Raw genomic sequence first — 19,751 nt, forward strand, 5'->3', positions numbered from 1 at the left:
AAGCTACGACTTGGTCCCGCTTGAGGCCGGCAGCTGAACAGCTTTCCGAACCTGTGGGGTACGTGTGATTACATTACGCACCCCCCGCAACACCGTCAAAACCAGCACACAGCCCGGGCGTGTCGCCCCCACCCCGCACCGCAACACGTGGCCAATTCAGGAAAAACCCGGCCGCACGGCATCCACTGCCCGGAACAGTCCCACGGCCCGACGACCACCGGCCGGTTTACCTGAATTAGCCACCGGGCATCCCCACCCGGAGACGCCCCCTGTGGGAAGAACCGAGTCACGGCACCGGGCGGGGAGAGCCGAACCATGCAGGCCAACGAAAGCAAGCAACACCGGCCCAGCCAGCCGGACACGTGGCCAATTCAGGAAAAACCCGGCCGCACGGCATCCACTGCCCGGAACAGTCCCGCGGCCCGACGACCATCGGCCGGTTTACCTGAATTAGCCACCGGTGGGAGCACCTTGCTAGCCAGAGACACCTACGCGGGNCCGGTGGGAGCACCTTGCTAGCCAGAGACACCTACGCGGGAAAGACCGAGTCGAGACACCGAGGCGCATTGGCAACGAGGCGCCGGTTAGCGGTTGAGCGACGAGCGGATGCCGCACCCTCCGAGCCACGGAGTCTCCGGCCGCCAGACCGCCCGGGGGCACAGCCCGGTGTGTCTCGCTCGGCCACGGCGGCGACTACTGCACGAAGACGCCGGCGAGGGTCTTCTTGCCGCGGCGCAGCACGGCCACTCCCCCGGGCAGCACCGACGCATCAATGGTCGCGTCTTCGCTGGTGACCTTGGCGTTGTTCAGGTAGACGCCACCCTGCTTCACAGCGCGGCGGGCCTCCCCCAGACTCGTCGTGAGTCCGGTGTCCACGAGCAGCTGAATGATCGGAGCATGCGGTGCACTCGTTGTGTTAGGTAGTTCGCGCAGGGCCGCTTCGAGGGTTGACGGGTCGAGATCGGCCAGATCGCCCTGGCCGAAGAGGGCCTCGGCGGCGTGGATCGCGGCATCCGTCGCCGGAATGCCATGTACGAGACTCGTGACCTCGTAGGCCAGAGTGCGCTGTGCTTCGCGGCGGAACGGCTCCGTCGCCACGAGCGCGGCGAGGCGCTCGATCTCGACGCGACCGAGAAAGGTGAAGACCTGCAGGCGAAAGATCACGTCGGCATCGTCGGTGTTGACCCAGAACTGGTAGAACGCGTACGGGCTCGTGAGGTTCGGGTCGAGCCAGATCGCGTTGCCCTCGCTCTTGCCGAACTTGGTGCCGTCGCTGTTGGTGATGAGCGGCGTTCCGATGGCGTGCACGCTGTCACCTTCGGCACGACGGATGAGGTCGGTTCCGCTCGTCAGGTTGCCCCACTGGTCGCTGCCCCCCGTTTGCAGCACGCAGTTGTAGGCGCGGTGCAGCTCGAGGTAGTCCAGTCCCTGCAGGATCTGGTAGCTGAACTCGGTGTAGCTGATGCCGGCGTCGGAGTTGAGGCGAGCGCTGACGGCATCCTTCTTGAGCATGGTGCCGACGCGAAAGTACTTGCCGATGTCGCGCAGAAAGTCGATCGCACTCAGCGGCGCGGTCCAGTCCAGATTGTTCACCATGGTGACGGCGTTGTCACCCTCTGCGCTGAGAAAACGGGAAACCTGCGCCTGCAGGTAGCCGACCCATTCGGCAACCGTGTCGGCCGGGGTCAGCGTGCGCTCCGCGGTCGGCCGCGGGTCGCCGATCAGTCCGGTGGAACCACCGACGAGGCCGAGCGGATGGTGGCCTGCGAGCTGCAGGCGGCGCATCAGCAGAATCTGCACGAGGTTGCCGAGGTGCAGGCTCGGTGCGGTCGGGTCGAAGCCGCAGTAGTAGGTGATCGGCGGGCCCGAGAGCAGATCCTTCAGCTCGGCTGCGTCGGTGGAGACGTGCACGAGGCCGCGCCAGGTGATTTCCTCCCAGACGCTGTCGAAGGAGGGATCATTGGACTGTTGGGCGAGGATCGCGGGATCTGACACCAGCCCAGATTACCAGCGCCGAAATGTCGGCCGGTGACCTGTCTGGGCTGCTGGGCGTGTTTTACTAAGCGTGTGGCCTCACTGCGGCTGAGTTTAGGCCTCAGACTTTACTTACAGCACTTTAGGTTAGAGACTTACTTTTATGTTTGTGATTACCGCCGACCAGATCGACAGCCGTAACGATCGCGACCGCGCCGGCGAAATGATCGCCCAGCTCACCGCCGACCTCGGGCACGCCTTTTCGCTGCCGGCCGACCAAACCTCCGGCGACGAAATTCAAATCCTGATGCCCACGGCCCGTGCCGCGCTGACCACGATTCTCGCCCTGCACCGGTCCGGCTTCTGGAGCATCGGGCTCGGAGTCGGATCGGTGCGCACCCCGCTTCCCGCCGCGACGCGCCAGGCCACGGGCGAAGCCTTCATCGCCGCCCGCACCGCCGTGACGCGGGCTAAGAAGACGGATGCCCGCTTCGCCCTGAGCCTGCGCACATCCGTTCCGGACGCGGTCGCCGCGACCGATACCGCACCCGACGCTGCGACCAGTAGCGCGCTGCTCAACGTCGTCGAGGTCGAAGCGCTCGTCGCGATGCTGCTGTTGCTGCGCCAGCGCCGCTCCGTCGAGGGCTGGGAAGCCACCGACCTGCTCGAACAGGGGCTGCCCCAGGTGGAGATCGCCGCAATTTTGGGCATCTCAACGGCCGCGGTCAGCCAGCGTGTGAAGAGTGCGCTCTGGAGGGTCGATGAAGCCGCCCGTCCGGCACTCGTTAGGCTGCTAGAGAATCTCGACCGCGCGACGAGCGAAACGGACCCCGCTGAATGAACTTCTACTCACCCCTCGACTTTCTGGGCCTGCTCTACGTGCCCCTGCTGGTGCTCGTAACCATCGGTTCGCTCGTGTTCGCGGTGCTCGCCTTTCGCCTGCAGCGACAGTTGTTCGCCATCATCGCGGCCGGGGCACTCGCCGCTGCCCTGTTCATTGCCGCGATTCCGGCGCAGGGTGGCGTCGGCGGCGTCAGCGCCCTGCTGAGCCTGCTCACCGTTGCCCTCGCGGTGGTCGGCGGCGGCCCGATGGCCGTGCTCGCGCTCAACCTGGCCACGAAGAACACGGTCGCGCCGGGGGCCCACGGTGGCATTCTGGTCGATTCCCCTCTCGTCGGCCCCGGCGCGTCGAACACCCGCGCGGTCGACGACAACGGCCAGCCGCTCACGCACGAAGTGCTGCGCGGCGGGCTGACCATCGGAATCCTCGAACGTTTCGCCGTCGCCGGCGCGATTCTCGCCGGCTTCCCGGAGGCAATCGCCGTCGTCGTGGCGATCAAGGGCGTGGGCCGTTTCACCGAACTGGCCGCGCCCGAGTCGCGCGAGCGTTTCATTATCGGCACTCTCGCAAGCCTCACCTGGGCCTGCGCCTGCGCGACGCTCGCCGTGATCGCCCGCGGCTGAGCCGGGGCCTGGCCGCGAGCACCGTCAGTCGAATCCGGTGCGCACTATCGCGGGTTCCCTCCTGCGTTCTTTCAGCAGGCTCGGAATCACGGCGAGGCCCGCGATAGTGATGACCGCGCCCATCAGCGTCGGAATCAGTGGGGTCGTCGTGGGCGTCGTCGTCGCAATGTCGAACACCGTGTGGAAGACCGCGACGACGACAATACTGCCGGAGCTTTTCAGGTACAGCCACGCGAACACCAGCGAGGCTACGAGAATGCTGACCGCGAAGCCGATGAATCCCGCTGCGGGCATCGACCGGTAGGTGGGCGTAATGCCGAACAGGGGCAGATGCCAAGCGGCCCACATCGCGCTCACGAGAAGTGCGGCGACCAAGGGAGAATGGCGCTGCTGCAGGCTCGGTTGGGCGAACCCGCGCCAGCCGATCTCCTCGCCAAACCCGTAGAACAGCAGGTTGGCGGCCCAAAACACGAGCAGTGGCAGGGCCGGGTACTCGATGCTCGCGCCGAATCGGCTCACGTCGGGCCACTCCCCGTCAACAACACGGGCGACCACGACCGCGACGCCAAACAGCACGAGCGGGCCGACCGCGGCGAGCAGTAGCCACCGGCCTCGACGGCGCACGGCCAGCATCCGCTGCTTCAGATCGGTGAGCCCGACGCGACCGGCGACGACCGCCGTCACCAGAAGCGCGGCCGCCGCCGGGCCGAGTCCGCCGGCCAGGTGCAGATACGGTGACGCGGTCCATGCCACCCAGTCTTGACGGTCGGCGAGCAACGGCAGCCACAGTGCCCACGAGATCGCGTAGGCGAGCACGACAAAGGCAACGACGGGGTGCCGCAACGCGAGGACCATGATCAGAGCTTAGGACTCACCTCAGACATCCGCCCCGGCCCCTACCGTGCGCGGTGTGGGGCCGCAGACTTGCGATACGTCGAGACGGATGCCTCCCCCGGCAGCCAGAACCGCCACGGAAACTCTGTTCCCCCGCCCGCCCCGCTCACTCCCGTGCGTGGTCCGGTGAGAAACGTCGCGGCACCGCCCGACAGCGTCAGCTCGAAAGGCTCGGCCGCGAGATCGGCACCACTGTCGAGCAGCGTGATGCCGAGGGCCTTTGTAAGTCTGGCCGGGCCCTGGGCGAGGTCTGAATCCTTGCGGGAGGTGGGACGGCGCATCCGTGCCACCGGCAGACCGTCGACGATTTCGCCGCCGCGCAGCAGCAGCGCGGATGCCTCCCCCTCCGGCCCGCAGACCACGTTGGCGCAGACGTGCATGCCGTAGCTGAAATAGGCGTAGACATGGCCGGCGGGGCCAAACATCGGCGCGGTGCGAGGGGTCAGCCCGCGAAAGGCGTGCGAGCCGGGGTCGACGGCTCCGAGGTAGGCCTCGACCTCGGTCACCCGCAGCGATACGCCCCCGCGGGTCAGCACCGCGCCCAGCAGCAGGGGCACCACCTCGAGGGCGGATCGCTGCAACAGCGTGCGGTCAAAGCTCATCGAACGTTCACAATTCTCCTGGGTAACGGCCTGGACGGCCTGGACGGCCTGGATCACGGTCTGACTGTGCGCCGCACGGTGACTTTCGGCACTATCCGCCCCGTCTCAATGCGAGTTACGTGCAGAGCAGAAAGAGGCACCATGAGAAGTCTGCAGGACACCACACCCATCGGGCATGCGCTGATGTGGATCGCCGGATACATCCTGATCGTGAACGTCGGCGACGCCGTGTCGGAGGCGATCGGAATCGCGAGTGCCGGTACGGCGCCGCTGCTGATTCTGTACGCCCTGGCCCTGATCTGGTATCTGCGCGCCGGCTTCCGTGCGCGTCAATATGGCCTGCGCCGTCCGTCGGCCGGCGCTCTTCGCCTCACGGCGTTTTACCTGCCGCTCCTGGCGCTCACGCTGCTGCAGTACAGCAAGGGAATCAACACCGAGCTGGATGCCCAGGCCATCGCCCTCGCCTGCACCCTGATGATCGGTGTCGGGTTCATCGAGGAACTGCTCTTTCGCGGGTTTCTCTTTCAGGCTATCGCGACAAAGAAGACCGTTCTGCGAGCCATTTACATTTGTGGTATCACGTTCGGGCTCGGTCACCTCGTGAACCTGATGCGCGGCTATTCCCAGGCCGACCAGCTCATTCAACTCACCGCGGCCGTGTTGATCGGCATCGCACTGGGCTATTGCGTCGCCATCACGCACAGCATCCTGCCCGGCGTGCTCTTTCACATTCTGTTCAACATCAGCGGCGCGCTCACGACCCACGACGCCCGATGGGACGCGGTGCTCGTCGGCGCGATGGCCCTCGTCCTGCTGCCGTACATCGTCTACCTGCACCGAGTACTCACCCGGATGCCATCGTCCCAACCCGCAGTTCGCCGCGAATCCCTCAGGCGCTGAGGGTGCTGGCAAGTACCCGCACACGTTCAACGAGCGCGGCGCGCTGCTGCGCGACGCGCACCGGAGCGGTGCCGCCGAGGCCGTCACGGCTCTCAACCGAACCTCGGATGGTGAGCACCTCGCGCACCTCGGGCACGAGGTGGGTCGAGATGGTCTGCAGCGCAGCATCGTCGACCTCGTGCAGGTCGAGATCGTGGGTCTCGGCGTATTTCACGAGCGAACCCGTGATCTCGTGCGCGTCTCGGAAACTGACGTGCCGTTTGACCAGCCATTCCGCGACATCCGTTGCGAGGGAGAAGCCCTGCGGGGCCAGTTCGGCCATGCGTTCGGTGTGGAACTGCAGGGTGGCGACCATGCCGGTGAAGGCGGGCAGCAGAACCTCGAGGGTCTCGATCGAGTCGAGGACGGGCTCTTTGTCCTCCTGCAGGTCACGGTTGTACGCAAGCGGCAGGCCCTTGAGGGTTGCCAGCAGGCCGGTGAGGTTGCCGATCAGGCGACCCGATTTGCCGCGCGCAAGCTCGGCGATGTCGGGGTTCTTCTTCTGCGGCATGATCGACGAGCCGGTGGAGTAGCCGTCGTCGAGGGTGACGAAACCGAATTCCTTGGTGTTCCAGAGGATGATCTCCTCGGCCAGGCGCGACAGGTCGATGCCGATTTGGGCCGTGATGTAGGCGAACTCGGCCACGAGGTCGCGGCTCGCGGTGCCGTCAATCGAGTTCTCGACGACCGCGGAGAAACCGAGGTCGGCGGCGACGAGACCGGCGTCGAGGCCGAGGGTGTTGCCGGCGAGGGCGCCGGACCCGTAGGGGGAGGCGTCCGCTCGGCGACCCCAGTCGGCGAAACGGTCGAGGTCGCGCACCAGCGGCCAGCAGTGCGCGAGCAGGTGGTGGGCGAGAAGCACGGGTTGGGCGTGCTGAAGGTGGGTGCGACCGGGCATGATGGCGTCATCGTGCGCTTCGGCCTGGGCGGCGAGGGCGTCGATCAGTTCGATGACCATCGCGCTGAGCGTGGCGGCGTGGTCGCGCAGCCACATGCGCACGAGGGTCGCGACCTGATCGTTGCGGCTGCGACCGGCGCGGAGCTTGCCGCCAATCTCGACGCCGATGATGTCGATGAGTCCGCGTTCGAGGGCGGAGTGCACGTCTTCGTCGGCGTCAGCCGGCAGAAATTCACTCGCGACGACGGCGCGCTCGAGTTCTTCGAGCGCGCCGACCATCTGACTCAGTTCGGTGTCGGTGAGATAGCCCGCCGCGGCGAGGGCCCGGGCGTGCGCGCGGGATCCTTGCAGGTCGTAAGGGGCAAGCATCCAGTCAAAATGCGTGGATTTGCTCAGCCGCGCCAGTTCCGGCGACGGTCCCCCGGCGAAACGACCGCCCCAGAGGGCGCCCGCCTTGCCGGCGCGGTTGGCATTCTTCTTCTCAGCCGACACGTATTTGCCCTACTTCGCGGCGGCGTCGCGGCGCGCGGCAACCTTGCTCGGCAGCGACCACAGCTCGATGAATCCCTTGGCCATGGTCTGGTCGAAGGAGTCGCCGGTGTCGTAGGTGGCGAGGTTGAAGTCATACAGGCTCGTGGTGCTGGAGCGCCCGGTGACGACGGCGCTGCCGGCGTGCATCTTGAGACGGATGTCGCCGGTCACGTACTTCTGGGTGTCCTCGATGAACACGTCGAGGCTCTTCTTGAGCCCCGAGAACCAGAGTCCGTCGTAGACGAGCTCGGCCCACTTACTCTCGACGCCGCGCTTGTAGCGGGCGACGTCGCGCTCGAGGGTCATGTTCTCGAGCTCTTCGTGGGCGGCGATGAGGGCCATTCCGGCGGGGGCTTCGTAGATCTCACGGCTCTTGATGCCCACGAGGCGGTCTTCGACGATGTCGATGCGGCCCACTCCCTGATCGCCGGCGAGGCGGTTCATGAGCTGGATGACCTGCAGCGGAGTGACCTTTTTGCCGTCAATGGCGACGGGCACGCCCTGCTCGAAGCTGATGACGACCTCGGTGGGCGCACGGGTGACCGACGGGTCCTGCGTGTAGGTGTACAGATCTTCGATCGGAGCGTTCCACGGGTCCTCGAGGAACCCGGTCTCGACGGCGCGACCCCAGACGTTCTGGTCGATCGAGTACGGGCTCTTCTTCGACTGCGCGATGGGCAGGTTGTGCGTCGCGGCGTACTCGATGGCCTTGTCGCGGGTGAGTTCGAAGTCGCGCACCGGGGCGAGCGAGGTCAGCTCGGGGGCGAGGGCGGCGACGGCGGATTCGAACCGAACCTGGTCGTTGCCCTTGCCGGTGCAGCCGTGCGCGACGCTGTCGGCGCCGAGCTCGATGGCCGTGGACGCGAGGTACTTCGCGATGAGCGGGCGGCTGATCGCCGAGACCAGCGGATAACGCTTCTGGTACAGCGCGTTGGCCTTGAGCGTGGGAACGATGTAGTCGTTCGCGAACTCGTCTTTGGCGTCGATGACGATGGATTCGACCGCTCCGCAGTCCAGGGCTCGCTGGCGGATGACGTCCATGTCTTCGCCCTCCTGTCCAACGTCGACAGCCAGAGCTACGACCTCTTTACCGGTTGCATCCTTCAGCCAGCCGATGCCGACCGAGGTATCCAGACCACCCGAGTATGCGAGTACAACACGTTCCGCCATGGTTCTCCCTAAATCTTGATCTCTACGAGTTTACGGGGTTGCCAGAGCGGCCCGGTTCGCGGGGGCCGCGCTCGGTGTGGGGCACGCGTCCTCGCAAGTGAGCAGTTCTTGCGGTTGCCGACGGTTGCCGACGGTTGCCGGCCTCGGGAACCGCAAAAAGTGGTCACTCGCGAAACAGAATCCACGGGTCTGAAAACTCGGCCTGTGGATAACTCCCACGGCACCCTGCTGTGTCCTACGGTGACCGCATGCGAACATACTCATTGCACAAACGGGCGAATCATCGCGTTCCTGTTCTCGCTCTTGGCCTGTGCCTGGGGTTGGGTCTCAGCGGATGCGCCACCACACTCGAGTCCGCTGTGTCCGTACCTCCCCCGCCCAGACCGGTGGCCTCACCGTCGACTACCCCGACCGTTGCCCCCGTCTTCACCTCCAACAACTCCGCGGTTGCCGCCGCGACCTCGGCATTCGACGCCTACCTACGGCAAATCGACGCGATCTTCTCGGCGGTCGCTGCCGACCCTGAGCTGATGCGATCGGTTGCCTCCACGACGTTCGCTGAGGAAATCATTGTCTTTGCGAACCGCGCTCGGGAATACGGCATCCACAGTGAAGGGCACGAAACCTTCGACGGAGTCAGCGTGGTCGGTATCGATGAGATCGCGGAGGGCGGAGTAGGCGTCCTCGTCGTCGACCTCTGCCTCGATCGGTCGACGTCGATATTTGTGGACGCAACGGGAGCCGTGCTAGAGGGACCCGTCGATGATCCGACGCGAAAGAACTACGTCGTGAGTTTCGATTGGAAGGACCCCACCAATCCGGGCAGTGTGATCGTTGGATCCCAAACGCCGCTGCCAGGCGGAACCGCGTGTGGGTAGCGAGGTGCTGGTGTTGGCATCCCCGATAAATCCGGCCTGTGAAGAACTCCCACGAAGGGCATCCGTGGCCTACGGTGACCGCATGCGACCACATTCCCGCAATTTTGTCCCGAAACTCGTCATGCTTGCCGCCGCGTTCGCTTGGGGGGTGAGCGGATGCGCTGCCGCCCCCGAGCCCACTCCCCCGTCATCGGCGCCGGCCCCGACCACGACAGTTGCTCCCGTGTTTGCCTCGAATGAAGAGGCCCTGGCTGCCGCGACTGAGGCGTATGCCGCCTACGAAGAAATATTCACAATTGTTGCCGCCGAAGGTGGCATCAACCCAGAGCGAATGAAACCAGTCACGTCCGGGATCTATGAAAAGGGTCTGCTGCAGGAGATGGAGGACATCCGCGCCAAGGGACTGCGAGCAATCGGCGAAGCAACATTCGACGGGGTAAGGCTTCAGCGCGTGGACGAAATGGCGCCGGGCGGCGTGGGCGTGGTTGTTGTCTATCTCTGCTCGGATGTATCCCAAGTCGACGTCCTGGATGCAAATAGCGTGTCGCAGGTCGCCCCCGCCCGAAACCCTCGAACCGCGCTGGAAGTTGGATTCAATTGGGAGCCCGGAGCCGACGGTGTGATCACGGTGGGATCTCGCACGGTCTGGAATGGTGGCGGAGTTTGCTAGGTCGAAATGTTTCGTTGGTGACTACCTTGAGTGTGGTGCTCTTCGCGGGGACGAGTCTATCTGCTGCCTCGGCTCGGGGAAGCGATCCTGAACCCTCGCTCACAGCGTCGACCACCCCCGATGCCGCCCAGCTCTACGGCTTCATTGAACGAAAACAGGACGACGCTGCCGGCACGACCGGCACGACCGGCGCAGAAGAGAAGAAGGCAAACCTCGCCAAGAAGCTGCTCGCCTACGGTCCCGACCAATGGATCAATACTGAGGACCTCACTGTTCCATTGGCCAAACGCGCCACCAAGAGCAAGAAACCCGGCCCCGGACTGGTCGAAATCCGAGTGGATGCCTTCGTCCTGGCCTGCATGGCCGGCGACCCCTGCGACCCGAACCGCCCCGCAGCCGTCGTGGTGACCCCGGCGACCCCGGCCCTGCGCATCAGCGACCTCGCGACCTTCACCCCGGACGCCCCCACCCAGCAAATGCAACCCAACGGCTGGATGGTCAAAGGACTCTCGACGAACTTCGTGGCCCGAGCAGCCGTTCACGAACAGACCGGCGAACTGCTCGGCCAACCCGCTGACGTACGTTTCACCCCGATCAGCTACAGCTGGGACTACGGCGACGGCACCACCGGCACCTCAACGAACGGCGGCGCCACCTGGCAATGGTTGAACCTGCCCGAGTTCTCCGAGACAGACACCAGCCACACCTACGAGAGCACCGGCGAATACACAATCACCCCGAGCGTCACTTACCGCGCCGAATACCGCTACGCCGGCTCCGACTGGCTCCCCGTCGACGGAACCATCAGCATCACCGGCCCGCCGAACACCGCGACCGCATGGATCGTGCGCACCGCCCTCGTCGCCCAGAACTGCATCGACGACCCCCAAGGCATCGGCTGCCACACGGACCGCGACCCCACCCCCAACCAGTAAGCCGTGAGCCGTGAGCACTGAGCCGTGAGCAGCACGCCCGGAGCCAGGCCGGCAGCTTCTCGCGAGTGAGCAGTTCTGCTCCAGAACGCCGCGGGAAGCGCCAAAACTGCTCACTCGCGGAACAAAACACCGGTGCGCGAAATTGAGCCTGTGGAAAACTCCCACTGCGGGCGCCGGTGCCCTACGGTGACCGCATGCGCCCCCATTCCCGCGAAAATCTGGCGAAACTCGTCATCCTGACTGTCGTCGTTGGACTGAGCGGATGCGCCGCCACCCCCGAGCCCACTCCCCCGCCCCCGGTACCGTCCCCGACAGAGACGTTCACCCCCATCTTCGCCAACAACGACGAAGCCCTCGCCGCCGCGACGACGGCCTACGCCGCATATGAGGAGTTGGCAACCGTCGTGGCTTCCGAGGGGGCTATCAACCCTGAACGAATACAAGCCGTCACATCCGGGAGCTACGAGCAATTTCTGCTTGCGGATCTCGCGGAAGCCCGGTCCGCTGGCCTCCGAACAATTGGCACGGCAACGTTCGACGGAGTGAGGCTGCAGCGTGTCGATGAAAGGGCAACCGGAGGCGTGAGCGTCGTCGTCGTTTACCTCTGCTCTGATGTCTCTCAGGTCGACGTCCTCGACGCAAATAATGCGTCACAAGTCGCGGCTGATCGTGTCCCTCGAACAGCCCTTGAGGTCGGTTTCGATTGGGAGCCGGGACTTGATGGCGTTCTGACCGTAGGCTCGCGGGTCGCGTGGAAAGGTGGAGGAGTGTGCTGACTCGGCGTTTCCTCCTGCATGTACTTTTCTGGGCGGTTCCGATGATCGGTGTGCTGCCGCTTGTGCAGGGTTACGACCCGATTCCCGAGCCAACCGTCACAGCCACGGCTGCTCCTGGTGCGTTACAAGTTGGGGGATTCCGTCAGTATGCCTACGGCGGTGGCGGCACGGGCACGGCCGATACGACGGAGAGGAGGGTGGACCGCGCCAGGAAGGTTCTCGCCGACGATCCAGCCCGTTGGCGGATCATTGACGACCTCACTGTTCCTCTGGTGGACCGCCCAACAAAGAGCAAGGTGAAGGGTCCCGGCCTCATCGAGAGCCGAAAGGACGCCTTCGTCCTGGCCTGCATGGCCGGCGACCCCTGCGACCCGAACCGCCCCGCAGCCGTCGTGGTGACCCCGGCGACCCCGGCCCTGCGCATCAGCGACGTCGCCAGCTTCACGCCCGCCGCCCCGACCCAACAGATGCAACCCAACGGATGGATGGTCAGAGGGCTCGCGACGAACTTCATCGCGCAGGCATCCGCGCACGAACAAAGCGGCGAACTCCTCGGCCAAACCGCAGACGTACGATTCACCCCCAATCGGCTACGCCTGGGACTACGGCGACGGCACCACCGGCACGTCAACGAACGGCGGCGCCACCTGGCAATGGTTGAAACTGCCCGAATTCAGTGACACCGTCACCAGCCACACCTACGAGGTAACCGGTGAATACACCATCACGCCCAGCGTCACCTACAGCGCCGAATACCGCTACGCCGGATCAGTCTGGCTACCGGTCGACGGTACCGTCACCATCCCCGGAGCCCCCACCACCGCAACAGCCTGGGTCGTGACCACCGCCCTCGTCGCCAAAAACTGCCTCGAAGACCCCGACGGCATCGGCTGCCACACGAAACACGACCCCACACCCCGCGAGTGAGCACTATTCGCTTCCGGGGCCCGGGAAGAGCAACTACCGCTCACTCGCGAAACGGGGCGGGGGCGGGGCGTCAGAGCTGCTGGGGCGCCACAAGGCTGCTCATGCGCCCGCGACCTGCGTTGGGTTTCGCGCCCAGAAGCTGCTCATGCGCCCGGAACCTGCACCCTCCCAGCATCATGCGCCTGAAAGCTGCGCATGCGCCCACGATAACAGGCGCTCGAGCCGCTTTTGGGCGCACGAGTGAAACAACGTGGAGGTATCGGGCGCAGCAGCAGCGCAGGGGCGCAGCCCGCGATGCAGGGTCGCAGCGCCAGCCCCGCTCGGCGTGACATCGCGCCGGACGTGCACGGGGCGGTTACTCGCCAAAAAGCGGCGCCAGTCGAGTCCAGACGCGAGGCGGGTTACGACTCGTTTTTGGCCAGGAGCCAGGCGAGCAGGGCCTTCTGGGCGTGCAGGCGGTTCTCCGCCTCGTCCCAGATGATGCTCTGCGATCCGTCGATGACGTCCGCGGTGACCTCGAAGCCACGGTCGGCCGGCAGGCAGTGCATGAAGTGGGCATCCGGCTTCGCGAGGGCGAGCAGCGCCGCGTCCACCTGGTACTGGCCGAATTCGGCGAGCCGGGCGGCCTTCTCTTCTTCCTTGCCCATCGACACCCAGGTGTCGGTGACGACCACATCGACCCCGGCCACGGCCTCGGCCGGGTCGCGGTACAGCGTGACGGACCCACCGGTCTGCGCGGCGATCGCCGTGGCATCCGCTACAACGGCATCGCTCGGCGAGTACTCCGCCGGTGACGCGATGCGCACGTGCATGCCCGCGGTCGCGCCGGCGAGCAGGTAGGACTGCGCCATGTTGCACGCGCCGTCGCCGAGGAACGCCACGGTCTGGCCGGCGAGGGCGCCGCGGTGCTCACGAATCGTGAGCAGGTCGGCGAGCAGCTGGCAAGGGTGGAAATCGTCAGAGAGCGCGTTGACGACGGGAACCGTGGTGCCGAGCGCCATCTCTTCGAGTCCCGCCTGGCCGTAGGTGCGCCAGACGATCGCGGCAACCTGGCGTTCGAGCACGCGGGCGGTGTCCGACGCGGTCTCCTTGCCCCCGAGCTGGCTGCTGGCGGTGGCGATGATGAGTGGGCTGCCGCCGAGGTCGGCGATGCCGACCGCAAACGAGACCCGGGTGCGAGTCGACGACTTGTCGAAGATCACAGCAACCGTCTGCGGGCCTTCGAGCGGGCGCACCGCGAATCGGTCTCGCTTCATGTCCAGGGCCAGATCGAGGATCTCGGCCTGTTCGGCCGCAGAGATGTCGTCGTCGCGCAGGAAATGGCGGGTCACGGTGTCACTTTCGTTAATACTTCGAGTAAAAATGCGGGTTCCCAGAAAGATAATGGGAGGTTTCTACCCTAGGGGAACCGGCTAGGGTGCGATGACGGATGCCCCGGCCGCGGTGTGCGCGGCCGTCACGGCCGCCAGCGCCCGGCCGAAACGCTGCTCGAACGCGGCCAGTTCGGCGGCACCGACGATGAGCGGTGGAGCGAGCCGGATCGTGCGCGGGTTCGGCGCGTTGACGATGAGCCCGGCAGCGAAGGCCGCGGCGGCGAGCTCGGCGGCGATCGGCTCGGTCAGGGCGATGCCGAGCAGCAGCCCGCGCCCACGCACACCCGCAATGAGCCGCGAGTCGAACCCGAGAATCAGCGACCGCAGCTCGGCGCCACGGCGCGCGGCATTGCCGACGAGGTCGTCGCGCTCGATCACACCGAGCACGGCATCGCCGGCCGCCGTGACGAGCGGATTGCCGCCGAAGGTGGTGCCGTGCTGGCCACGCTGAAAGAGCGTCGAGGCGGCCCCAAACGTGACGAGGGCACCGATCGGCAGTCCGCCGCCCAGCCCCTTGGCGAGGGTGAGGGCATCCGGTTGGATACCGGCGTGCTCGTAGGCGAACATCTTGCCGGTGCGGCCGATGCCGGTCTGGATCTCGTCGAGGATCAGCAGCACACCGTGCTCGGTGCAGAGTTCGCGGGCGCGGCGCAGAAACCCGTCCGGCAATTCGATGACGCCGGCCTCGCCCTGCACGGGTTCGAGAAACAGGGCCGCGACGGTGTCATCGATCGCGGCTTCGAGGGCAGCGAGCGTCGGCGCAATGTGCTCGACCCCGCCCGGAACGGGCAGAAACGGCTCACGCATCGCCGGCTTGCCCGACAGGGCGAGCGCGCCCATCGTACGGCCGTGGAAGGAGTCGGTGAGGGTCAGTATGCGGGTGCGCGCCCCGGCGGCTCCCCCGGTGTTCAGCCGGGCGAGCTTGAACGCGGCTTCGTTGGCTTCGGTGCCCGAATTAGCGAAGAACACCTTGCCCGCGGCACCGGCGCCGGTCAGCCGGGTGAGACGTTCGGCCAGATCGAGCTGCGGCGTGGAAGCGAAGTAGTTCGAGACGTGCGCGACCGCGCCGACCTGCGCGGTCACGGCCGCGACGAGCTCCGGATGCGCATGGCCGAGCGAGTTCACGGCGATACCGGCAAGAAAGTCAAGGTATTCGGTGCCCGCGTCGTTCCAGACGTAACAGCCCGAGCCGCGCACCAGCAGCGCGAGCGGCGGCGCGAAGGTCGGCATGATGGCGCCGGCGTAGCGCTCCTGCCAGGGCCGGCCTGCCGCGGCGTCTGTGGCGACGGATGCGCCGGGCTGGGCGGGATCACTGTGGGTCATGCGGGGACTACCTCCGTGCCGATGCCGCTTCCGGTGAAAATTTCGAGCAGGATCGAGTGCGGCACTCGTCCGTCGATGATGGCCGCCTTGGCGACCCCGCCGTCGACAGCGTCGAGGCACGCGGTCATCTTCGGGATCATGCCGCTTTCGAGGCTTGGCAGCAGTGCCCGCAGCTCGCGTACGGGAATGATCGAAACCAGGGAATCCCGGTTGGGCCAATCTCGATAGAGGCCCGCGACATCCGTGAGAATGACTAGTTTTGCCGCGCCCAGCGCGATCGCAAGAGCGGCCGCGGCGGCATCGGCGTTGACGTTGAGGGACTGCCCGGGCACGTCGGTGTCGGGAGCGATCGATGAGATCACCGGGATGCGCCCGGCGTTCAGCTGGGCGTGTACCGCCTCCGGGTCGACGCCGACGACGTCGCCGACGAGTCCGAGGTCAACCTGCTCGCCGTCGATCAGGACTCCACGCCGACGTCCGCGAAAGAGTCCGGCGTCTTCGCCGCTGAGCCCCGCGGCCAGCGGCCCGTGCTGGTTTATATGGCTGACCAGATCACGGTTGATCTGCCCGGTCAGTACCATGCGCACGACCTCCATGGCCTCGGGCGTGGTCACCCGGTAGCCGCCGCGAAACTCGCTCTCGATGCCCAGGCGCTCGAGCATCGCCGAGATCTGCGGCCCGCCGCCGTGCACGACGACCGGGCGCAGCCCCGCGTAACGCAGGTAGACCATGTCTTCGGCGAAGGCTCGCTGCAACTCTTCGCTGACCATGGCGTTGCCGCCGAACTTGACGACCACGATTTGGTCGTGAAAGCGCTTGAGCCACGGCAGCGACTCGATCAGCGTCGCTGCCTTGACCGATGCCTCCGCCTGCGTCGTCTCGGCAGCGTCTGTCGGCGCGGGGTTGTTCGTCGTCTGTTCGGTCATGATCAGCTCGCGTATGCGCTGTTCTCTTCGACGTAGTCGTGGGTGAGGTCGTTGGTCCAGACCGTCGCGGTCGCCTCGCCGGCGTGTAGGTCGATCTGCACGGTCACGGCACGGGGAGTGAGGTCGACGAGCTCGCGCGGCTGGTCGGGCTCGCCGGCGGTGCAGACCTGCACCCCGTTGATGGCGACGTCGATGCCGTAGGGGTCGAAGGCGGCATCCGCTTCGCTGATGGTGCCGACCGCGGCGAGCACCCGACCCCAGTTCGGATCGTTGCCGAAGATCGCGGTCTTGAACAGGTTGCTGCGAGACACGGCCCGGGCCACGGTCACGGCCTCGGCCTCGGAGAGCGCGTTCCGCACCTCGATGGCCACGTCGTGTCCGGATCCCTCGGCATCGCCCTGCAGCTGCAGGGTGAGGTCGGCGCAGAGCGCGACGAGCGCGGCGGTGAATTGGGCTTCGTCGGCCTCGATGCCGCTGGCTCCGGATCCGAGCAGGGTGACGGTGTCGTTGGTGGACATGCAGCCGTCGGAGTCGAGCCGGTCAAACGTCACCGCGGTCGCATGGCGCAGGGCGGTGTCGAGCTGCGCGGAGCTGAGTACGGCATCCGTCGTGATGACGACGAGCATCGTGGCGAGGCCGGGAGCGAGCATGCCGGCGCCCTTGGCCATACCGCCGACGGTCCAGCCGGCGGGCGAGTGGTGCTCACTCTGCTTCGGGCGCGTGTCGGTGGTCATGATCGCCTGGGCAGCGGCGAGGCCGGCCTCCGCGCCGGTCGCGTCCGCGGTCTTCAGGGCCTTGCTGGCATCGAAGACCCCGGCGGTCACCAGGCCGAGGTTGAGCTGTTCGCCGATCAGGCCGGTGGAGCAGACGAGCACATCGCCGGCGGACACGTTCAGCTGGGTACCGACGGCCTCGGCGGTCGCGTGGGTGGTCTGAAAGCCGATGCTGCCGGTGTAGCAGTTGGCGCCGCCGGAGTTCAGCACGATCGCACTCACCACGCCGTCTTTCATGACCTGCTTGCTCCAGATCACCGGGTTCGCCTGGCAGCGGTTCATGGTGAAAACGGATGCCGCGCTTGTCAGCGGCCCCAGATTCTGCACCACGGCGAGGTCGAGTCCGCCGCTCTTTTTGAGGCCGGCGGTAACCCCGGCGGCTGCGAAGCCGGCGGCAGCGGTAACGCTCACGGGGCAACTCCATTCGTGCTCAGGCCCGCAGTTTCAGGTAGTCCCAGGGCGATATTGGCGGATTGGATGGCGGCACCGGCGGTGCCCTTGGCCAGATTATCGACGGCGGTGACCGTGACGACCCTGCCGACGGCCTCGTCGATGGCGAGGCCGATCAGGGCGGTATTCGCGCCCAGAACGTCACTCGTGCGCGGAAAACGCCCCGGCGGCAGCAGGTGCACGAAGGGTTCGGCGACGTAGGCGCTTTCCCAGGCCTCACGCACGGCCTCGGCGCTCGTGCCGGGCACGAGCCGGGCCGTGACGGTCGCCAGAATTCCGCGCGCCATCGGCACGATGACCGGGGTGAAGCTGATCGTGGGGTTGACGGCGCCGGCCCAGCGCAGGCTCTGCTGAATCTCGGGGATGTGCCGGTGCGTGCCGCCGACCGCGTACGGATTGGCGGAGCCGAGAATCTCCCCCGCCAGGTTCGGCACGGTGAGAGCTTTTCCGGCGCCGGACGGACCGACGGCGAGCACGGCGACCAAATCTTGCGCTTCGATCACACCGGCACGGATGCCCGGGGCCACGGCGAGAGCGACGGTGCTCGCATTGCAGCCGGGCGCGGCGATGCGGCGAGCGCCGAGCAGGCGACTGCGCTGCTCTTCATCCCCGACGGGCAGTTCGGGAACCCCGTAGGCCCAGGCCCCGAAGTATTCGCCGCCGTAAAAGCGCGCCCAGTCGGTTTCGCTCTCGAGGCGGTGGTCTGCGCCGCAGTCCACCACGAGGGTGTCCGGCGACAGGTGTGCGGTGAGCGCGCCGGATTTGCCGTGCGGCAGGGCGACGAACACCACATCGTGACCGTCGAGGGCTTCGGGGGTCGTGTCGACGAGGGTGAGGTGGGCGAGCGAGCGCAGGTGTGGTTGCACGTCGATGAGTTGCTGCCCGGCGTTGCTGTGTGCGGTAACGGTTTGCACCTCAAAATCGGGGTGTCCGGCCAGTAGCCGCAACAATTCCCCGCCCGCATAGCCGCTCGCGCCCGCCACTGCCACCGAAAAAGCCATGCATCAAACCTAGCGCGCCCCGGCGACACCCCTCGCCGGGGCACCCGATCAGTCCTGGTAGCCCGGCTCGGGGGCGGCAGTCACGTCGGTCGGCACCTCGGCCGCCGGATCGGCGAACCGGCCGGGATCACGCTCGGTCGCCCGGTCTGTGCGCCCGGCTGCGATTCTGGCGGCGGCATGGGCCGTGGTTGCGGCGACCGCGAGGTCCGCGGCCAGGTCGTCGTCGGTCGCGTCGAGGAACGCGAGCACTCGGGCCTCGAAGCTGCGGCCCGCCTGCGCCCGAATGTGTCCGGCACCCTCGACCAGGTCGAGCAGGCCCCGTGGGATGAGAGCGGCCGTCTCACGGAAAAGCTCAACGGAGTACAGGGGATCCTTGCTGCCGCCGATCACGAGCGTCGGCGCCGTGATATTGCCGAGCCGATCCCTGACGTTGAAGCCGTCTTCGGCGCGAATCGTGGCCACCAGGTCGTCGCTGGCGTCCTTGAACAGGGTCGCGCCGCCGAACCAGGCGAGGGCGCGGAGCATCCGCTGCCCGGCCGGATTCGTCGACAGCAAGGGCACGATCGCTGCCGCTGCGCGCCGCGGCTGCTCAGCCTCGAGCTGGCGGGCTGCCTCCCACTGTGCGGCGCGGGCAGGTGGGCTGAGGCGATACGCGGCCGAGGCGACAACGAGCCGATTGACCATGTCGGGGTGGTCGGCCGCGAGCTGCAGGGCGATGCAGCCACCCGTGGACGTACCGAGCACGTCCACGGGTCCGCTGAACTTCTGGCGCAGGGCCTCGGCGTAGTCCCCTGCGATCTGCTCGATCGTGGTTTCGGGCTGCAGCCCCGGCTTGCGGTTCACCCACCACACCCGGCGGTTCACGGCCAGGGGCTTCAGCATCTCGGCCTGCGCCTGGCGGGCTCGGCCGGTGAGGGCCTCGTGGTTGGGAAGCAGTCCCGGAATCACGACGAGCGGTTCTCCCGATCCAATCGTGAGGTAGGTCAGCCCCGGGCTGAGCGTTCCGTAGCTGCGCGGCTTCGGTGTCATAATCTGCCCCTTTCACTGGCGTTGGAGGGCCCTGAAGGGGCCGACGCAGCCGAGAGTACCCCCGAGCGCCGGGTTCGGCATCCCGTACCCGGCACAACTCCGGCTCATCGTGCGCGGCGATCGCGCGGCGACTCGTCATCGCGCCGAGCTGACCGGCCCGGGCAGCAACAGCCGTGCGGCCGCCGGCGCCGCCGCGTCATCGGGGGCATGGTGCCGAG

General features: G+C 66.6%; 20 protein-coding genes. 9 read left to right on the plus strand and 11 right to left on the minus strand.

Annotation, left to right across the window (positions count from 1 at the left end; translation table 11 throughout):
- Positions 1 to 693: 693 nt before the first annotated feature.
- Positions 694 to 1,995 carry a tyrosine--tRNA ligase gene (tyrS, locus tag E3T55_RS06275; protein WP_241992908.1) on the minus strand — a complete coding sequence of 434 codons (1,302 nt, stop codon included), beginning with the start codon at positions 1,993 to 1,995 and terminating at the stop codon, positions 694 to 696.
- Positions 1,996 to 2,137: 142 nt separating this feature from the next.
- On the opposite strand from tyrS, the gene E3T55_RS06280 reads away from it, so the two are divergent.
- Together E3T55_RS06280 and E3T55_RS06285 are read left to right on the plus strand one after the other, a co-directional pair.
- Positions 2,138 to 2,815: a sigma factor-like helix-turn-helix DNA-binding protein gene (locus tag E3T55_RS06280; RefSeq protein WP_134518724.1), complete on the plus strand. Its 678-nt coding sequence runs from the start codon at positions 2,138 to 2,140 to the stop codon at positions 2,813 to 2,815.
- On the plus strand, positions 2,812 to 3,438 hold the full coding sequence (locus E3T55_RS06285) for a hypothetical protein (protein ID WP_134518725.1): 627 nt from the start codon (positions 2,812 to 2,814) through the stop codon (positions 3,436 to 3,438). The genes E3T55_RS06280 and E3T55_RS06285 overlap by 4 nt, the downstream gene beginning before the upstream one ends.
- Before the next feature lie 24 nt (positions 3,439 to 3,462).
- On the opposite strand, the gene E3T55_RS06290 is transcribed toward E3T55_RS06285, so the two are convergent.
- Together E3T55_RS06290 and E3T55_RS06295 are read right to left on the minus strand one after the other, a co-directional pair.
- Entirely contained in the window at positions 3,463 to 4,293 is an 831-nt protein-coding gene (locus E3T55_RS06290) for a CPBP family intramembrane glutamic endopeptidase (RefSeq protein ID WP_134518726.1), read from the minus strand.
- Positions 4,294 to 4,334: 41 nt separating this feature from the next.
- On the minus strand, positions 4,335 to 4,934 hold the full coding sequence (locus E3T55_RS06295; RefSeq protein WP_134518727.1) for a DNA-3-methyladenine glycosylase: 600 nt from the start codon (positions 4,932 to 4,934) through the stop codon (positions 4,335 to 4,337).
- Positions 4,935 to 5,075: 141 nt separating this feature from the next.
- On the opposite strand from E3T55_RS06295, the gene E3T55_RS06300 reads away from it, so the two are divergent.
- A complete protein-coding gene (locus tag E3T55_RS06300; RefSeq protein ID WP_166791699.1) occupies positions 5,076 to 5,834 on the plus strand; it encodes a CPBP family intramembrane glutamic endopeptidase in 759 nt (252 codons plus the stop codon).
- Here E3T55_RS06300 and argH read toward each other — a convergent pair.
- Together argH and E3T55_RS06310 are read right to left on the minus strand one after the other, a co-directional pair.
- The gene (gene argH / locus E3T55_RS06305; RefSeq protein ID WP_134518729.1) at positions 5,824 to 7,263 is read right to left on the minus strand and encodes an argininosuccinate lyase; all 1,440 of its coding nucleotides are present in this window, start codon (positions 7,261 to 7,263) and stop codon (positions 5,824 to 5,826) included. The two genes, E3T55_RS06300 and argH, sit on opposite strands and share 11 nt — an antisense overlap.
- A gap of 9 nt (positions 7,264 to 7,272) precedes the next feature.
- Positions 7,273 to 8,472 carry an argininosuccinate synthase gene (locus tag E3T55_RS06310; RefSeq protein WP_134518730.1) on the minus strand — a complete coding sequence of 400 codons (1,200 nt, stop codon included), beginning with the start codon at positions 8,470 to 8,472 and terminating at the stop codon, positions 7,273 to 7,275.
- Between the two features lie 359 nt (positions 8,473 to 8,831).
- Between E3T55_RS06310 and E3T55_RS06315 the strand changes: the two genes are divergently transcribed.
- The 6 genes from E3T55_RS06315 to E3T55_RS06340 all read left to right on the plus strand — a co-directional run bounded on the left by E3T55_RS06315 (position 8,832) and on the right by E3T55_RS06340 (position 12,658).
- On the plus strand, positions 8,832 to 9,350 hold the full coding sequence (locus tag E3T55_RS06315) for a hypothetical protein (protein ID WP_134518731.1): 519 nt from the start codon (positions 8,832 to 8,834) through the stop codon (positions 9,348 to 9,350).
- A gap of 223 nt (positions 9,351 to 9,573) precedes the next feature.
- Positions 9,574 to 10,020, plus strand: a complete 447-nt coding sequence (locus tag E3T55_RS06320) for a hypothetical protein (RefSeq protein ID WP_134518732.1) — start codon at positions 9,574 to 9,576, stop codon at positions 10,018 to 10,020.
- Positions 10,021 to 10,037: 17 nt separating this feature from the next.
- Positions 10,038 to 10,955 carry a PKD domain-containing protein gene (locus tag E3T55_RS06325; protein ID WP_134518733.1) on the plus strand — a complete coding sequence of 306 codons (918 nt, stop codon included), beginning with the start codon at positions 10,038 to 10,040 and terminating at the stop codon, positions 10,953 to 10,955.
- 194 nt (positions 10,956 to 11,149) lie between these two features.
- Entirely contained in the window at positions 11,150 to 11,731 is a 582-nt protein-coding gene (locus tag E3T55_RS06330; protein ID WP_134518734.1) for a hypothetical protein, read from the plus strand.
- 41 nt (positions 11,732 to 11,772) lie between these two features.
- Complete coding sequence (locus E3T55_RS06335; RefSeq protein ID WP_134518735.1) at positions 11,773 to 12,411, plus strand: hypothetical protein; 639 nt, start codon at positions 11,773 to 11,775, stop codon at positions 12,409 to 12,411.
- The gene (locus tag E3T55_RS06340; RefSeq protein ID WP_134518736.1) at positions 12,389 to 12,658 is read left to right on the plus strand and encodes a hypothetical protein; all 270 of its coding nucleotides are present in this window, start codon (positions 12,389 to 12,391) and stop codon (positions 12,656 to 12,658) included. The genes E3T55_RS06335 and E3T55_RS06340 overlap by 23 nt, the downstream gene beginning before the upstream one ends.
- Before the next feature lie 401 nt (positions 12,659 to 13,059).
- Here the strand turns inward: E3T55_RS06340 and argF are convergent, their stop codons facing one another.
- The 6 genes from argF to E3T55_RS06370 all read right to left on the minus strand — a co-directional run bounded on the left by argF (position 13,060) and on the right by E3T55_RS06370 (position 19,533).
- Positions 13,060 to 13,989, minus strand: coding sequence for an ornithine carbamoyltransferase (gene argF, locus E3T55_RS06345; RefSeq protein WP_134518737.1), 930 nt, complete (start codon positions 13,987 to 13,989; stop codon positions 13,060 to 13,062).
- A gap of 81 nt (positions 13,990 to 14,070) precedes the next feature.
- A complete protein-coding gene (locus E3T55_RS06350; protein ID WP_134518738.1) occupies positions 14,071 to 15,354 on the minus strand; it encodes an acetylornithine transaminase in 1,284 nt (427 codons plus the stop codon).
- On the minus strand, positions 15,351 to 16,280 hold the full coding sequence (gene argB, locus E3T55_RS06355; RefSeq protein ID WP_134518739.1) for an acetylglutamate kinase: 930 nt from the start codon (positions 16,278 to 16,280) through the stop codon (positions 15,351 to 15,353). The genes E3T55_RS06350 and argB overlap by 4 nt, the downstream gene beginning before the upstream one ends.
- Positions 16,281 to 16,282: 2 nt before the next feature.
- Positions 16,283 to 17,464, minus strand: a complete 1,182-nt coding sequence (gene argJ, locus E3T55_RS06360; RefSeq protein WP_134518740.1) for a bifunctional glutamate N-acetyltransferase/amino-acid acetyltransferase ArgJ — start codon at positions 17,462 to 17,464, stop codon at positions 16,283 to 16,285.
- Positions 17,461 to 18,504 carry an N-acetyl-gamma-glutamyl-phosphate reductase gene (gene argC, locus E3T55_RS06365; RefSeq protein ID WP_134518741.1) on the minus strand — a complete coding sequence of 348 codons (1,044 nt, stop codon included), beginning with the start codon at positions 18,502 to 18,504 and terminating at the stop codon, positions 17,461 to 17,463. Before argC ends, argJ begins: the two co-directional genes overlap by 4 nt.
- 48 nt (positions 18,505 to 18,552) lie before the next feature.
- Positions 18,553 to 19,533, minus strand: coding sequence for an alpha/beta fold hydrolase (locus E3T55_RS06370; RefSeq protein WP_134518742.1), 981 nt, complete (start codon positions 19,531 to 19,533; stop codon positions 18,553 to 18,555).
- Positions 19,534 to 19,751: the final 218 nt, after the last annotated feature.

The sequence above is a fragment of the Cryobacterium frigoriphilum genome, from assembly GCF_004403305.1.
GTDB classification, from domain to species: domain Bacteria; phylum Actinomycetota; class Actinomycetes; order Actinomycetales; family Microbacteriaceae; genus Cryobacterium; species Cryobacterium frigoriphilum.

Excerpts from the sequence above, each read along its gene's own strand:
- E3T55_RS06280 (WP_134518724.1), top strand. The coding sequence starts at position 2,138 with ATGTTTGTGATTACCGCCGACCAGATCGACAGCCGTAACGATCGCGAC.
- E3T55_RS06285 (WP_134518725.1), top strand. The coding sequence starts at position 2,812 with ATGAACTTCTACTCACCCCTCGACTTTCTGGGCCTGCTCTACGTGCCC.
- E3T55_RS06290 (WP_134518726.1), bottom strand. The coding sequence starts at position 4,293 with ATGGTCCTCGCGTTGCGGCACCCCGTCGTTGCCTTTGTCGTGCTCGCC.
- E3T55_RS06295 (WP_134518727.1), bottom strand. The coding sequence starts at position 4,934 with ATGAGCTTTGACCGCACGCTGTTGCAGCGATCCGCCCTCGAGGTGGTG.
- E3T55_RS06300 (WP_166791699.1), top strand. The coding sequence starts at position 5,076 with ATGAGAAGTCTGCAGGACACCACACCCATCGGGCATGCGCTGATGTGG.
- E3T55_RS06310 (WP_134518730.1), bottom strand. The coding sequence starts at position 8,472 with ATGGCGGAACGTGTTGTACTCGCATACTCGGGTGGTCTGGATACCTCG.
- E3T55_RS06330 (WP_134518734.1), top strand. The coding sequence starts at position 11,150 with ATGCGCCCCCATTCCCGCGAAAATCTGGCGAAACTCGTCATCCTGACT.
- E3T55_RS06335 (WP_134518735.1), top strand. The coding sequence starts at position 11,773 with ATGATCGGTGTGCTGCCGCTTGTGCAGGGTTACGACCCGATTCCCGAG.
- E3T55_RS06350 (WP_134518738.1), bottom strand. The coding sequence starts at position 15,354 with ATGACCCACAGTGATCCCGCCCAGCCCGGCGCATCCGTCGCCACAGAC.
- argB (WP_134518739.1), bottom strand. The coding sequence starts at position 16,280 with ATGACCGAACAGACGACGAACAACCCCGCGCCGACAGACGCTGCCGAG.
- argC (WP_134518741.1), bottom strand. The coding sequence starts at position 18,504 with ATGGCTTTTTCGGTGGCAGTGGCGGGCGCGAGCGGCTATGCGGGCGGG.
- E3T55_RS06370 (WP_134518742.1), bottom strand. The coding sequence starts at position 19,533 with ATGACACCGAAGCCGCGCAGCTACGGAACGCTCAGCCCGGGGCTGACC.